General features: G+C 54.8%; 14 protein-coding genes. 8 read left to right on the top strand and 6 right to left on the bottom strand.

Going from position 1 to position 15,373, the window contains the following annotated elements; genetic code table 11:
- Positions 1–219: 219 nt before the first annotated feature.
- From K3T83_RS41215 to K3T83_RS41200, 4 genes are all read right to left on the bottom strand, one after another.
- On the bottom strand, positions 220–1,944 hold the full coding sequence (locus K3T83_RS41215) for a CocE/NonD family hydrolase (RefSeq protein ID WP_220208969.1): 1,725 nt from the start codon (positions 1,942–1,944) through the stop codon (positions 220–222).
- 73 nt (positions 1,945–2,017) lie between these two features.
- A complete protein-coding gene (locus tag K3T83_RS41210) occupies positions 2,018–2,638 on the bottom strand; it encodes a TetR/AcrR family transcriptional regulator (RefSeq protein ID WP_220208968.1) in 621 nt (206 codons plus the stop codon).
- A gap of 130 nt (positions 2,639–2,768) precedes the next feature.
- On the bottom strand, positions 2,769–3,719 hold the full coding sequence (locus K3T83_RS41205) for a VOC family protein (protein ID WP_220208967.1): 951 nt from the start codon (positions 3,717–3,719) through the stop codon (positions 2,769–2,771).
- A gap of 24 nt (positions 3,720–3,743) precedes the next feature.
- Entirely contained in the window at positions 3,744–4,172 is a 429-nt protein-coding gene (locus K3T83_RS41200; protein ID WP_220208966.1) for an Rrf2 family transcriptional regulator, read from the bottom strand.
- 577 nt (positions 4,173–4,749) lie between these two features.
- Here K3T83_RS41200 and K3T83_RS41195 point away from each other — a divergent pair.
- From K3T83_RS41195 to K3T83_RS41160, 8 genes are all read left to right on the top strand, one after another.
- Complete coding sequence (locus K3T83_RS41195; protein WP_220208965.1) at positions 4,750–5,487, top strand: TetR/AcrR family transcriptional regulator; 738 nt, start codon at positions 4,750–4,752, stop codon at positions 5,485–5,487.
- 143 nt (positions 5,488–5,630) lie between these two features.
- Positions 5,631–6,809, top strand: coding sequence for a cytochrome P450 (locus tag K3T83_RS41190; RefSeq protein ID WP_220208964.1), 1,179 nt, complete (start codon positions 5,631–5,633; stop codon positions 6,807–6,809).
- Between the two features lie 97 nt (positions 6,810–6,906).
- Positions 6,907–8,622, top strand: coding sequence for a helix-turn-helix transcriptional regulator (locus K3T83_RS56640; RefSeq protein WP_236065181.1), 1,716 nt, complete (start codon positions 6,907–6,909; stop codon positions 8,620–8,622).
- 153 nt (positions 8,623–8,775) lie between these two features.
- Positions 8,776–9,183 (top strand): PPOX class F420-dependent oxidoreductase, encoded by a 408-nt coding sequence (locus tag K3T83_RS41180; RefSeq protein ID WP_220208963.1) that lies wholly within the window; start codon positions 8,776–8,778, stop codon positions 9,181–9,183.
- Positions 9,184–9,201: 18 nt separating this feature from the next.
- Positions 9,202–9,864 (top strand): nitroreductase family protein, encoded by a 663-nt coding sequence (locus tag K3T83_RS41175; RefSeq protein WP_220208962.1) that lies wholly within the window; start codon positions 9,202–9,204, stop codon positions 9,862–9,864.
- Positions 9,865–9,949: 85 nt separating this feature from the next.
- Positions 9,950–11,860 carry a LuxR family transcriptional regulator gene (locus K3T83_RS41170; protein ID WP_220208961.1) on the top strand — a complete coding sequence of 637 codons (1,911 nt, stop codon included), beginning with the start codon at positions 9,950–9,952 and terminating at the stop codon, positions 11,858–11,860.
- A 20-nt stretch (positions 11,861–11,880) separates the two neighbouring features.
- A complete protein-coding gene (locus K3T83_RS41165; protein ID WP_220208960.1) occupies positions 11,881–12,720 on the top strand; it encodes a nucleotidyltransferase domain-containing protein in 840 nt (279 codons plus the stop codon).
- A gap of 57 nt (positions 12,721–12,777) precedes the next feature.
- Entirely contained in the window at positions 12,778–13,692 is a 915-nt protein-coding gene (locus K3T83_RS41160; protein ID WP_220208959.1) for a PhzF family phenazine biosynthesis protein, read from the top strand.
- Positions 13,693–13,708: 16 nt separating this feature from the next.
- Here the strand turns inward: K3T83_RS41160 and K3T83_RS41155 are convergent, their stop codons facing one another.
- Positions 13,709–13,894 carry a hypothetical protein gene (locus K3T83_RS41155; RefSeq protein ID WP_220208958.1) on the bottom strand — a complete coding sequence of 62 codons (186 nt, stop codon included), beginning with the start codon at positions 13,892–13,894 and terminating at the stop codon, positions 13,709–13,711.
- Positions 13,895–13,950: 56 nt separating this feature from the next.
- Entirely contained in the window at positions 13,951–15,372 is a 1,422-nt protein-coding gene (locus K3T83_RS41150) for an MFS transporter (RefSeq protein WP_220208957.1), read from the bottom strand.
- Between the last annotated feature and the right edge of the window lies 1 nt (position 15,373).

Raw genomic sequence — 15,373 nt, 5'->3', positions numbered from 1 at the left:
GCAGTAGTATACCATATTGACAGTATGCTGTCAATGCGACAGTATGCTGTCAATATGGTACTCCTGTATTTTTCTTCACTATGCCAATGTGTATGCTTTCAACTAGTTGCACCGAAGAACCCTGTTTTTGCTATGTCAGAACTACAGCGCATGGAGTACCTGCTGACGTAACACAGGATAGCTCCTGGCAACCCTGCCTTGTTCAAGCATATCGCGGTCTTAGCGCTCGATAATGGGGAGCAACAGATGCGACGGGCGTGTGCTGTCGTGGTAGACGCGATTGACGGCCTGGACAAGATTCTGCTCGCCTTCCGTCGCAATCGTGCCGCCAGTATTGGTGTTACGGTCGAAGCGCGGAAAGTTGCTGCTCGAAATTTCTAACCGTATGCGATGCCCGACGAGAAACACGTTGGAGGTCGCTTGAAGGTCCAGACAGAGTTGATACACCTCGCCAGGCTGCATGAGCACCGGACGGGCGAGCGATTCGCGATAGCGCACTCGTAAGATGCCATCACTGGTCAGTTCCGAGCGCCCGTCAGGATAAACATCAATCAATTTAGCTGTGAAATCAGTATCGCGCGCCGAAGAGGAGATAGAAAGATGCAACTGAATCGGGCCTGTCACCTCGACGAGGCGCTCTAGAGGCGCGGTGGTATAGCACAGCACATCATCGCGCCTCTCCACACTCCGCTGATCGCGTGGCCCCACGTTGGCCTGACCTCCAGGCATCAATGTAGCTCCACCAACCGTTGGGACCGGATAGCGCGGATCATACAGATAAACATCCTCCGGCTCCTCTCCAGGCTGCTCCAATGAAAGCGTTCCATTGCCATTCGCGGTATTGGCGCGGCCCGCACTATGCAGATAATACGGGCGATACTGCGTGTCTGGCAGCGGCCAATCCTCCTCTTCGCGCCACTGATTGATACCCATCACGAAGAGCTTCACTGGCTTCTCCTGCGACGAATCGCTTTCTTTCAGCCAGCGATCGAACCAGCGAATTTGTGCCTGGGTCAGACCCGACGCCGCCACGCTCGCCAGCGGCCCAAAATCGCGCTCAGGGAAGTTACCGCTGGTATTCATATGCGACCAGGGGCCAATAATAAGCTGCTGTTGTCGAGCGTTACTGCTGCCACCGCGCCGCTTCATGCGCTGATAGTTGGCAATCGTCTTATTCAAGTACAGGTCGAACCACCCACCGATGTTCAGCGCTGGTATCGTAATACGCTCATATGCATCTTTATAGAATTTTTGCTGCCAGTACTCGTCGTAATCAGGATGTTCCAGATCTTTGAAATGAAAAGGGGCAAGCTTTTGCAGCAGCGGCAGATCATTCAGCGGCAGATGTTGATAGAGCGCATCAATATCAGTTATCGCCTGCACAACGGCCTCAAGATCCTGCATCGTCGCCTCGCCACGTCGGATACGCGCAGGCAGTTCAGAGAAGGTAAGCGCGCTCAATATCCAGTTCAACGCCTTGCCAAACTGCAATGCTCCACCCTGATAAAACTGATCGTAGGGGTCGCCGCCGATGATGGCCGGGGCGATGGCCCGCAATGCCGGAGGTTGCTCGGCAGCAGCCAGCCATTGTATCGCTCCCAGATAAGAGCCGCCAACCATACCGACGCGACCGGTAGACCAGCTTTGCGCGGCGGTCCAGGCGATGGTATCGACACTATCAGCCGCCTCATGCTCATATGGCACAAACGTTCCCTCAGAAGCAAAACGGCCCCGCACATCCTGAATCACCACTGCATATCCAGCCTGCACATACGGCTGTACGTCTCCAAACCAACCCGACCATATCTGCGATTCCTTGCTATACGGAAGCCGCATCAGCAAAACTGGCACCCGGCCTTCTTCAGCTGGACGATAGACATCCGTTGCCAGCTTGATTCCGTCGCGCATAGGAACCATAACGTTTTTCTCGATCCGTATCTCCATCTGTTTGCTCCTCTATGATGTGTTCTGAACAGCATATAATTTCCGAACGGCGTACGGTAGATAGCAAAAAAAATTAACGTAACCGCTCGATAGCGGCTTGCATCACCTGTCGATTGGTTGCATCGATATCTTCGCTGGCATTGCTCAGGCGGGTCAGGCGCAGAGCGGCCAGACCATGCATCAAGGCCCAGATACTATAGGCCAGTTGCTTGATGTCCAGACCGGAAGCGGCACTGAATTCGCCGCTCTCCACTCCCGCGCGCACAATCGCCAGCAGTTTGTTGTAGGCCGGGTTAGTGCTGAGATGCTGCAATCCTCGCCCCTGCCAGATCTGAGGAGGAGCGCTGTTGAACATCAGCAGGTAGAGTTGGGAGTGCTGATGGGCAAAATCCAGATAGGCGAGCGCCAGTTCATAGAGGCGCTGCTCGGCGGTATTGCCCTGAGCGGCGTGCTCGATCTGCCAGGTCAATTGCACAAAGCCCTGCTCACAGAGTGCATCGAGAATCTCCTCTTTGCTTGCATAATACTCATAGAGTCCCGATGGGCTATATTCGATGCGCTGCGCAATCTCGCGCATAGACAGCGCCCCGACGCCGCGCTCGGTGATAATCTCCATTGCCGCATCCAACAACGCCTGCGCAGTGCGCGCACGTCGCCGCTCGCGTGTACTCTTTTTCTCCATCAGCAGAATCATTTCCGTTTCCCGAACAGTGTACGGGAAAAGTATACTGTACATCGTTCGGAACGTCAAGTCATTTCACTGACAAAATTGTGAAGAAAGGGAACGCAGTATACCGCGTTCCCCTTCGCGTTGCAGTCCATATTCAGGAGGCGCGCACGCTCTCGTTGCGAGATACAGTCTCATCAGTGGTGAGTGCTTTTGTTGTCACAAGAACGGGATTCTCCCAGGGATCACGCACCACAATCTCACCCTCGTGATGCTCAAATGGCCATTGTGCCGTTCGCAAGCGCTGTTGTAGTTGGGCCAGTCCCTCGGCGTCTGGTAGCTCGATGGTGAAGAGGCGCAGACCGGCGCTATCGGCTGGGGGACGTGGGGCGTTGCGGCTCTGCCAGATATTGAGGCCGAGGTGATGATGATAACCACCAGCTGAGACAAAAAGCGCGCCCGGGAGGTGTTGCACCACATCGAATCCCAGCAGATCAGCGTAGAAGTGGCGCGCCTGCTCGATATCGCCGACGCGCAGGTGCATATGTCCGATGGTGGTTCCGGCGGGTGCCTTATGCCAATTCTCGCCTGCCGCAAGCTCCTGCCCCTCAGTCAATAGCGCCTCGACATCCAGCGGATCAGTCGCCATCTGAACCAGACCATTGTGCCATTGCCACGTCTCGCGCGGACGATCCCGATAGACCTCCAGCCCGTTGCCGTCCGGGTCGGAGAGGTACAGCGCCTCACTGACGAGATGATCGGCAACCCCGCTGAGTGGATAGCCACTTGTTGCCAGACGCAGGACAAAGAGACTCAAATCAGCCCGACTCGGCAGGAGTACAGCTATATGATAGAGACCAGTGCTACGAGCAGGTTGCGGTTTGGCAGTGGATTGCAGAACCAGCGTCAGGAGCGGCTTCTGCTCCCCATTAGCGAGCGTGCCGAGAACCGCCGTTTGTTCTGTTTGCATGAGGACGGTAAAACCAATAACTCGGGTATAAAACTCAATGGAGCGCTGTAAATCGGCAATCGTCAGCGCGGCAGACCCGATATAAGTCCCAGAATGGAGGCGCGCCGTTTGCTGGTTGGTTTGTGTTTGAGAATCCATAAAAAAGCCTTCTTTCAGAACTGCTCAGGCCGACGTATCCTGAATGATCTCTTGTAGCAGTTGCGCCACCGTATGTTGCGCCAGAGTGCGCGCAAAAGCCAGTTCCGCCTCGTCGAAGTACTGGAGCAGAGAGCGTTGAATATTGCGACCAACCGGGCACTGTGCATTGGGGAGGCTGTGATGCAGCGACAGCAAGCGATCATCCTCCACCGCGCAATAGGCGTCAAGCAGCGTGATGCAATCGGGTGAGCGCAACAATTGCCAGCCGCCACCTACCCCGGAGTGTGAAGTTGCCAACCCCGCGCGCGCCAACTTGCCAAGCACCCGGCGAATAAACACGGGATTGGTGTTGACGCTGCCAGCCATATATTCTGAAGTCAGCGCCTCCCTGTCTGCCTGGGCCAGCAGCGTCAATATATGTAGCGCAATCGCGAACTGGCTATTGCGAGCCATTGTCACCTGGTCCTTTCTATTTGTAACCACATCAGTTACAAATAATACGTAACTATTATAGTTACAAATCAAGCGTATTGTCAAGCAAGGAAAGATGAAGTTGGTGATGAACTGGTGGAAAAGTCGTCCCATCGGGCTTCTTCCCCACAAGAAGCCCGACAGAACGAACGAGGAGAGGGGATGGCTCACACGAGCCGTCTTCAGGTCAATGAATATGAGCCATACAGATATTTATGGTGACAAAAGGCTCAGTATCGACGGGAAAGCAAGCCGGGGGGTGACGAGGATAACAACAATCTTCGATGCTTTAAAGGAAAAATAGGACATGCTGATCTCCTTTCAGCTTTACGACAAAATAGAGTTTGTCCTTCATCCCTAAAAATATGCCCTTTTCATGAGAGTACACTGAAATGGAGTAGAAGTCAAGACATCTAGACCACTATACCGCAATAGGCTATTTCTTTTGTAGGGAAAAACCTTGACTTTTCCCTTTGCTCTGACTATACTTACCACTGTAGACTTTTTGACCAGATTTCAAATCTGGTCAAAAGAAAGTTGGTCAGTAGAAAGGAAGGCAATGGACGAAGAGATAGGGCAAACACGCGGGCTTACAGAGCAAATGAAGCAGCGTGAGCGCGCACGGCGCATTCTGGATGTTGCGGCTGATTTGTTGTTGCGTTGGGGCTATAAGCGCGTCACCATTGATGAGATTGCAAAACATGCGGGTGTTGGCAAGGGAACTGTGTATCTGCACTGGAAGACGCGCGATGCGCTTTTCGAGACGCTACTGCTGCGCGAGACCGTGAGCATTTTGCGCGATGTGTTGAAGCGCATGCGTGCCGATCCCGCTGAGATCTTGCTCCATCGCCTGATGTGTACCTATCTTTTGATCTTAGAAGACTATCCACTGATAAAAGCGCTGCTCACGCGCGACATTGAATTACTGGGCAAGCTGGCCCAAAGTGATGCGAACAGCCCCATCCAGGCTCGCGAGACGCTAATGATGAAGGAATATTTTTCCTTGCTGCGCCAGCATAAGCTCATTCGCACAGGAGAGAATCTGGTAGAACAACTCTATGCGTTCAGTGCAGCGACGATAGGCTTTTTCCTGATCGATTCGTTTCTTCCCACTGAAGAGCAACTGCCGCTTCAGACAAAAGCCAGTGCCTTAGCCCACATGGTCCATCTGGCCTTCGAGCCGGAGGCTGATCCCTCGCCGGAACTACTGCAACAGGTTGCCCCGGCCGTCATTCAATTGTATGAACAACTCTGTGAGCATCATGAGCTGAGAATGCTTGCACAAACCGAAATCTAAGTTCGGAAATGTCATTCGTAGTTTCCCGATAAATCGGGAGGGGCACCACTTCCTCCCAGGCTGGTGGCACCCTCCCGATTTATCGGGAAACTACGAATGACACTGGGTTCGTAAAAACTCATTATATAGGAAAGGAATTGAATATGTCACAAGCATCGATACAAGCGCGCTGGGATGCGCTGCTGGACCAGCTCCGCTTGATACGCGAGACGGAGCCAGTCCACTATGACGAGCAAACGCACCTCTGGAATCTCTATCGTTATGAGGATGTCGTCTACGCGCTCTCTCATCCGGCCATCTTCTCATCAGATACAAATAGCATAGTTCCACAACAGCCCGAGATCAACTTTATGAGCAAGGGCGATATCACGCAAATGGACCCGCCGCGCCATCGCCAGTTTCGCAGTCTAATTAGCCAGGCGTTCACTCCCAGAGTGGTTGAGCAGATGGCCCCGCGCATCACAGCTCTCACCAACCAGTTACTCGATGCTGTTACGGTCAGAAGCGAGATGGATATCATTCGCGATATAGCTGCTCCCCTTCCGATCATCGTTATTGCCGAGCTGCTCGGCGTGCCGTCCGAGGATCGCGAACGCTTCAAGCGCTGGTCCAATACGCTGATCGCCTCTGCAAGCAGCATAGACCCGACCGACGAAAAGATGATCGCATCCATGATACCGACCATGCGTGAAATGCATGAATACCTGCAAAACTATGTACATGATCGTCGTCAGCAGCCCCGAGAAGATCTGATCAGCCGCCTCACCACAGCGCAAATCGAGGGACAAATGTTGGATGACGATGAGATCGTGGGCTTTGCCTCGCTCTTGCTGCTCGCTGGCAATATTACCACGACCATTTTGATCGGTAATGCGCTCCTCTGCCTGACCGATCATCCAGAGGCGATAGCGACCCTTCGGGCTGATATGTCCCTGCTGCCCTCAGCAATCGAGGAGGTTTTGCGCTTTCGTTCGCCCTTCACATTGACGGCGCGTGTGACGGCGAGCGATATAACGCTGCATGGAGTGACTATCCCGGCGCGGCAACTGGTCAACGTCTGGTTGCTTTCCGCCAATCACGACGAACGGCAATTTCCCGACCCGGAGCACTTCGATATCCGGCGCGAACCGAACCGCCATCAAGCCTTCGGGCATGGCATTCACTTCTGTATCGGCGCACCTCTGGCACGATTGGAAGGGAAAATTGTCCTGCAAGCCTTGCTGGAACGCTTCCCCACACTCAAACGCGTCCCCAATATCGAGCTTGAGCCGCACGAGAGCAGCTTTGTGACTGGTGTTCGCAGCCTGCCCGTAACGTGGTAGTAACTTGAGCTTTGCATAGCGCGGAGGTATACTGTGTTCTAGAACTGGCATGGGATTATATCCTGTTCCCGTTCTAGAACTGTTAAAAGGAAGCGCTATGAAACGTGCAGTTGCCAAAGCCATCGTCTCAGGCACGATGCTTATTTCTCAGGAGGAGGCGCAGGAGATCGCGGTTAACTCTCCGGCCTGGTATGGCTGGTTAGAGCGGGCGCACTCCTTCTCTTTCAAAAGTAACGAGGGAACGTTTACGGCACACAAGGCTCGTCCCACCAATCAGCGCGGCGGCTGGTACTGGTATGCCTATCGTCGGAGGCATGGACAACTCTACCGCTCTTACCTGGGAGCCTCTTCCAGCCTGACGCTCGAACGTTTACAGCAGGCGGCACAGCAACTCATGGGCCAGAGCGCACAACCATCATCACCTGCAAAGATAGAGCAGCCATCAACGGAGGAGCCACGATGCCTGTTGCTTCCTTCCAAGTTTCAGATCCCATCTCTACCTGCTCACCACGTCGCACGAACCCGCCTGCTTACGGCGCTCGACCACCATGTACAAACGCGGCTCACGCTGGTCTCAGCTCCGGCGGGATCGGGCAAAACAACGCTACTGGCGGCATGGGCAAGAGCGTGTACGCTCCCGGTTGCCTGGCTCTCGTTAGAGGCCGCTGATAGTGACCCGTCGCGCTTCCTGAGTTATCTTGTCACCGCTCTCATGCGCCTGGATGCTCGTCTCACAGAACCGGTCGCGCCTGGCACCTCCTGGGAAGACGTGTTAACGCGCCTGCTTGCCAATATTGCCCGCGTGCTGACAGGCGATGCTGTCTTGATTCTCGATGATTATCATTGCATCACCAACGCCTCTATCCACGCCGAGCTTCAGTTTGTCATCGATCACGCGCCCTCACAACTGCATCTCATGATCGGAACGCGCAGTGATCCTCCGTTATCGTTACCTCGTTTGCGCTCCCATAGCCAGCTCAGGCAACTTGAGACCGACGCGTTGCGCTTCTCCTCAAGCGAATTACAGGAGTTCTTTCGCGAGCTTGCGCTCAATCTTTCTCGTGAAGAACAGCAGGCAATCGAGCAGCGAACTCAGGGCTGGATCGTCGGGGCGCAATTGCTGGCACTGGGGCAGCACAACCATAAAGCATCGGCCACCTTGCATCAGACCACCCCTGGCGTCCATTGTTTTTTTGTCGAATATGTGACCGAAGAGATCCTGGCACAGCAGCCCGCTCATATCCGCAGCTTTCTTGTCCACACCAGCATTCTAGAGCGGCTGACCGACTCGCTCTGTCAGGCTGTTACAGGACGATCCGATAGCCCCCGGTTGCCCGATCTATCGCGCTCGAATCTGTTGCTACAAGCGGTCGATGATGTCGGGCTATGGTATCGCTATCACCCTTTATTTGCTGAGGTTATGCGGATCTATTTACGCACCGCAGAGCCAGAGACGCTCCCGGAGCTATATCGTCGGGCCAGCGCATGGTATCAACAACACGACATGAGCGAGGAGGGCCGTGCATATGCTGCCAGATATGCGGCTCTTGCTAACAATATCGATGCTCCTATTGTTGCTGGGAATGCTCCTAATACATCACACACATCATTACTTGACCCATTAAGTGTACGTGAACAAGAGGTGCTGCATATGCTGGCCGAAGGTCTTTCCAACCAGCAGATTGCGGATCAACTGATTATCAGCCTGCATACGGTCAAGCTCCACGTCAAGCATATCCTTGCCAAGCTCGCCGTCTCCAACCGCACACAGGCCGTTGCCCGCGCACGTGAACTCCAGATGCTCCTGCTCTAAATTCAAATTGGTCAAATTACTCCTCACCAATACTTCTTTCGAGGTATGACAGACTGCATGCCTCGCTGTACACTGTTGTCAACAGCAATGAACATGCGTTCGGTCTTCGGTCTCTACAACGTGAGGCTGGATAGAGAGAAAGAGTAGAAATCAATGCCGGTTATTCCAGAAGAATTTCTTGATATTCTGCAATCGAAAGCGTTAATGAATGTTGCCACCATCGGACCAAAGGGGGAGCCGCAGGTCAGTGCGACCCTGCTTGGCTGGGATGGCACCTCCATCTTTTTCACTATGAACAGGATACGCCAGAAGCGCCGCAATCTTGAGCGAGAACCACGCATTGCCATCTCGATCACCGATCCTGCCAATTCATTCCGCTCACTTGAGGTCCGAGGTCGGGCGCGCATCGAGGAAGATGTTGAGTATCGTTTTACCAATCTATTGTCACAAAAATACTTCGGACGCGACGCCACCGCTGATCTGTTGCCAGGAGAAGAGCGGGTTGTCGTCTTTATCGAACCGGAACGCGCTATCCCATTTCCACCGCCAGCAAGCAAGTAATCATTGAAGGAGAAGAACATGCCCACGTTGAATCTTACCACTGACGAACTGTTAAGCACCACACGTGCAGTGCGCAAGCGTCTAGACCTTACGCGTCTAGTGGAACCGGAGGTGCTGCGGGAGTGCCTGGAACTGGCGCTTCAGGCTCCCACACCGGGTTCCAGTCAAGGCTGGCACTTTCTCGTTGTGACCGATCCCGATCAGCGCGCAGCTCTGGCGGCTCTCTATCGCAAAAAGGCGTACGGTCCTGGCGGTCAGGAGGATATTCTGAAACAGATGATCTCCAGCGCAGCCGACGAGAGAGAAGCGGAACAGTTGGTTCGCACGTTTGCTCCCGCACGCTATCTGACTGAGCATCTGCATGAGGTGCCCGTGCATGTCATCCCCTGTATCGAGGGCCGCACCACCGATCTGACGGGTCTAGAGGAGGCCGCCTTCTGGGGAGGCATTCTCCCGGCGGCATGGAGCTTTATGCTGGCGGCGCGATCTCGTGGCCTGGGAACGGTCCTGACCTCCATCCATCTCGCTTATGAGCGGGAAGCTGCCGAGGTGCTGGGCATTCCTTACGAGCGGATCACTCAAGCCGGGCTGATTCCTGTTGCCTATACGACAGGTGGAACGCAATTCAAGCCTGCCGCTCGCAAGCCGTTGGAAACCGTCGTGCATTGGAATCGCTGGTGAGGGCTTGCAGGAAAACTTGCCAACATAAGCCTCTGCGTACTATACTCACCGCATGAGGTCGCGAGAAACAGCACGGCGTCGGAGAATGATTGCCGGGCGTCTACGGAGCATCTGGCAAGGAGAACCTGCCCCCACCGCAGCAACGGAGCAGCAGGTCTCTCTGCTTGCTCCCAAACTGCGTCCCCCACGCCTGCCCGGATCACTCATCATGCGTCAACGCCTGCTTGCTCGCCTGGATGAAGGGCTTGAGCGCAAGCTGACCGTGCTGTCGGTCCCGGCTGGCTTCGGCAAAACAACGCTGGTCAGCCAGTGGATCGCCCGCCATCAAATCTCCCCGGACGGTTCCCTTCTACCTCCTTTCCCGGTCGCATGGGTCTCGCTGGATAGCAGCGATAATGATGCGATCCACTTCTGGCGCTCTGTCATCACCGCCTGTCAGGTCTTTCGCGCCGATCTGGGAACCGACGCGCTGGCCCTCCTGCATACGGCGCAAGACTGGTGGCGTCCCTCTTTGCGGCAATCTTCACTGGATGGCGCACTGACCATGCTGCTCAACGAGCTGGGCCTCTTGCCAGGCCAGGAGGTGCTGGTGCTGGAAGACTACCACACCATCACGACGACCCACATTCACGAAACGCTGGCCTCGTTTATTGAACAATTACCATCTTCTTTGCACGTAGTGTTGATGACCCGCAGCGACCCCCCGTTGCCGCTTGCTCGCTGGCGTGCGGAAGAACAGCTCATCGAAGTGCAAGCTAACGATCTGCGTTTCTCCGAAGATGAGATCGTTAGCTTCCTGCAACAACTTATCCCCTTTACACTCTCTAGCGAGGAGATGGAAAGGCTGCTGGAGCGGATCGAAGGCTGGGGCGTTGGCTTGAGGCTGCTTGCGCTGACCCTACAAGGGCATATGACGGAACAGGAGATCGAACCTGTACTGAAGAGTTTTTCAGGCGATCATCGTCATCTGCTGGAATATTTCGTTGGCAAAGTGTTGAACGCTCAACCAGAGCCGATGCAGCGCTTTCTCCTGCAAACTAACCTGCTTGCTTCCCTGACTGGCTCCCTCTGCGATGCCGTGACCGGGCGCACCGATAGTGAGCAGTGGCTCGAAACGGTGGAGCGCTCCGGGCTGTTCCTGGTGCCGCTCGATCACTCCTCCGAGCGATGGTATCGCTATCACGCGCTCTTTGCAGAGGCCATGCAACACGAGGCTCGTCACCGGCTGGGAGAGGAGGCACTGCACGACTGTTTCCAACTAGCCAGCACATGGTATGAGCAGCACAATATGCTAACAGAAGCAGTAAAATCTGCGCTGGCCGGGGCCGATTACACACGAGCAGCTTCCCTGATCGGTAATCTGATGAGTGCCCCTTTTCAGCCTGACATGCACGAAATATTCGCTATGCGCGACTTGTTGGAGCAGATGCCGGAACAGGTGTTTCGTGAGCAGCCGGTGCTTGCCCTGATCTCTGCAATTGTCCACGCCTTCGCAGTTGATCGTTATCCCCCCGCCATCACGCCTCTCATTGAGGAGCGTTTGCAGTGTGCCGAACAGACCTGGACACAGGAAAATGCGAGCACCTGGTTGGGCAGATTGGCCGCTTTTCGGGCGCTGCTGGCGGTTGGGCAGGAACGATTGCCGGAGGCTGCAACCTTTGCAAGCATGGCGCTGACCAGTTTGTCAGAAGAAGATCATGAGTGGCGTAGCATCAGTTCCGACGCACTAGGAGAGACCGCACGGGTTGCAGGCTCCTCTAGCCTCGCGAAAGAACATGTCGCACCGCAACCAGCGCTTTTAGATGACCCATTGAGTCAGCAGGAGCTACGCATATTGCGCCTGCTGGTAGATGGACACACTCGCCAGGAGATTGCGGATGAACTGGCCGTCTCTATGAATACTGTAAAAAATCATCAGAAGTGCATCTACCGCAAACTTGATGTGACCAGCCATGAACGCGCCTGCGAGGTGGCCCGCAATCTCCATTTACTATGAAGAGAGAGAAGAAAGAATATATGCAACATGAGCTATTGCTGCAACGTATTATGCATCAACTAGAACCGGTACAGGGTCTGAAAGCGATTGTCCTGGGAGGATCGTATGCCAGCGGCTCCCAGCGGCCCGATTCCGATCTCGACATCGGCCTCTATTATTATGTGAGCCAACCGCTGGACATCGCCCATCTTCGCGCGATCGCCTCCACACTGAACGATGCGCCCGATCCCGTTGTGACCGATCTGGGTGGCTGGGGAACCTGGGTCAACGGTGGCGCATGGCTCACGATAGAGGGGCAACGTGTCGATTTTCTCTACCGCAACATCGATTTCGTTTCCTCAACGCTCGATGAGGCCAACGACGGCCACATTCGCTCCGATTACTGGCAACAACCCGCTTACGGCTTTCACAGCTTTATGTATTGCACTGAGACCGCCATCTGCCGCCCTATCTACGATCCAGACCACATCATCGACCAGCTCAAAGCAAAAGTGGCACACTATTCACCTCGTCTCAAGCAAGCAATCACGAAGAGCTTTCTGTGGAGCGCACGGTTCACGCTCGATAATACAAGTAAAGCGGCAGCACGTGGAGAGGTCTATCTTGTCACCGGCGGCCTGGCACGAGCGATCCACGCCCTCGTCCAGGTACTCTACGCCCTCAACGAGACCTATTATCTCAGCGAGAAAAGGCTGGCAACTGATCTCAGCGCTTTTGCGGTGCAGCCAGAGCATTTTCTTGAGCGCATTTATCAGTTGTTGGGAGCAACCGGCACCACCTCCGAGCAACTTCAGGTATCCCTGGCGCGAACTGAGGAGCTATATAGCGAGGTTGCAGCACTGATTGAGGCGTCTTCTTAAAAAGATCACATCCTCGAAAGTGGGTATAATGGGGATATATATCTTATGGAGGAGCTTATGAAAACAATACAGTATTGCCTCACAGATGTCTTTACGCAACACCCCTTTGGTGGCAATCAGCTTGCGGTCTGCCTGAACGCTGAAGGATTGACGACGGAGACGATGCAGGCATTGGCACGCGAGTTTAATCTCTCCGAAACAACCTTCGTGCTGCCCCCGGAGCAGCCAGAGCATACCTATCGCGTGCGCATCTTCACGCCGGGTCGCGAATTGCCGATGGCAGGCCATCCCTCGATAGGAACCGCCTATATCCTTGCACGCAAAGGGCTGATCCAGCTGACGGAGCCAGAGACCGCCATTGTACTTGAGGAAAAAGTCGGCCCAATCCCGATGCGCCTCTCGATAAAAGATGGAGCGGCAAACTCTATCCAGATGCAGCAGCCATTACCTACTTTTGGCCCATACTTCACCGACCGCGCGACTATTGCTCGCCTACTTTCAATAGAAGAGGCTGATCTGCATCCAACATTGCCCATACAGGCCGTTTCGTGCGGCGTTCCCTTCCTGTTTGTGCCGGTCAACAGCCTGGAGGCCATCCGCAAGGCTCGTTTGCGACAGGATGTGTGGGAGCAGACATTGCAGCCAATGGAGGCCAACCAGGTCTTTGTCTTCACTCAAGAGACCGAACACGCAGATTCGACGGTTCACTGTCGGATGTTCGCTCCGGCGATGGGCATTGTGGAAGATCCGGCCACCGGAGCGGCACACGGTCCTCTGGGCAGCTATCTGCTGAGCCAGCAACTCATCCAACCAGGAGTCGAGTTTATCAGCGAGCAGGGCTTCGAGATGGGCCGTCCAAGCATCGTACGTGTGAGAATCGAGCAGGAAGACGGGCGCATCAATGGCGTATATATCAGCGGGCAGTGCTGCTTTATCGGCGAAGGAACCATCGAACTGCCTGACAACGCCTGATCCTCAATACGCAAAACTATACACGGTGGGGCGAGAGCTGGCTATCCTCGCCCTGTTCCCTGACCATTGCTTCGGTCAGCATATACAACCTCTGCGCATTCACTTGATTAAAGGTTGGCAGATCCAGGCTGATGGCTTTTCCCTGCCGAAATGGCAGGGGCGATGGCTTGTCCTCGCCATCGCCCCTGCCATATTCGGTCACACCTCAGAGGATTTTCTGGATGCACCAACGATGAAGGATGACCACTTTTGTTGAGTTCAATCTATATTGATCGGCTGCAATTCTCTCTCCATCCGCGCCGGGACGGTTGCGACCCTGGCATTTTCTCGCCTCGCCAGACTGATGCTCAACAGCAGGCCGATCATGCAGGCCCCCCCCATAATGAGAAGTGCAGACTGCATTCCGGCGACTGTGGCGCTATTGCCAAGCGCGGCCCCAAGCAGGGCAACGCCGAGAACGCCACCGATCTGGCGAGCGGCGTTCAGCAGTGCCGAAGCAATTCCCGACTGTTCTTTGGGCGTGTTAACCAGCACCAGAGCGGTCATCGGCGACACAATAAAGCCAACGCACACGCCGATCAGGGCTTCACCACTCATCACGACGGGAAATGTTGTATGGACGCCTAGCAGGATGACAAGCATACCGGCAGAGGCGAGAATCATGCTCAAAACGATCATGGTCGATGAACGCATCCGACGCATGAGACGCCCCGTGACGAACAGCAGCAGGAACGAGCCAACCGCAGTTTGTGGCAGGAAGGCCAGCCCAGTTGTGATGGCATTGAAATGATAGGTGTTTTGAAAGAAGAGCGCAAAGACGAAGAGCAGACCGTAAAAGCTGAACTGATAGAGCAGCCCGATCAGTAGCGTTGCCGAGGTGTCCCAGGAGCGCAGCAGGCTCAGCGGCATCATGGGCTGCGAACTCCTAGCCTCGACCATGATAAACGCGCCCCCGGCGATCAGAGCGACGCCAAACGAGGCTGCAATGAGCGCTGGTGCGACGTGACCCCATTCGATCAGGCCATAGGTGAGGGCGCAGCAGCTTATAATGGCGAGAATCTGTCCAGGCAGATCGAGGCCGCGTTTTTGCACGGGCGTTGGGGGAATGCTAAGATACGTCAACAGGACGGCTGCACCTCCGAACGGGACATTGACAAGGAAAACACTGCGCCAACCAAACGTATCAACCAGGATGCCACCGATCAAGGGGCCACTTGCAACGGCCAGAGAAGCAATCCCGGCCCAGATCGAGACTGCTTTCGCTCGTTCCTTTGCATCGCTAAAGAGATGCGTAATCAATGAGAGCGACGCTGGAACCAGGATGGCCGCACCGATGCCCTGGAGGACGCGCGCGCCGATTAGCAGAGAAATGCTGGTGGCAAAGCTACATAACAAAGAGGCGACACTGAAGATCAGTAGGCCCAGACAGAAGATGCGCCGCGATCCATAGCTGTCTGCCAGCGCTCCCCCGGTCAGGAGCAGGCTGGCAAAGAGCAGGGTATAGCTGTTGACGGTCCATTGCAGGCTCTCCAGCGAGCCACCAAAAGTATGTTCGATGGAGGGGAGCGCAACATTGAGAACAGTTGAGTCTAACAATACCATGAAAAAACCACAACTGAGAGCGATCAGGCCAATAGAGCGAATACGCCCCTCAGAGAGGCGCAGGGAAGGAGAAAACACG

This window comes from Reticulibacter mediterranei (genome assembly GCF_016587455.1).
Note: the sequence above shows the minus strand (reverse complement) of the source record. Positions and strands in the feature narration are given on the sequence as shown.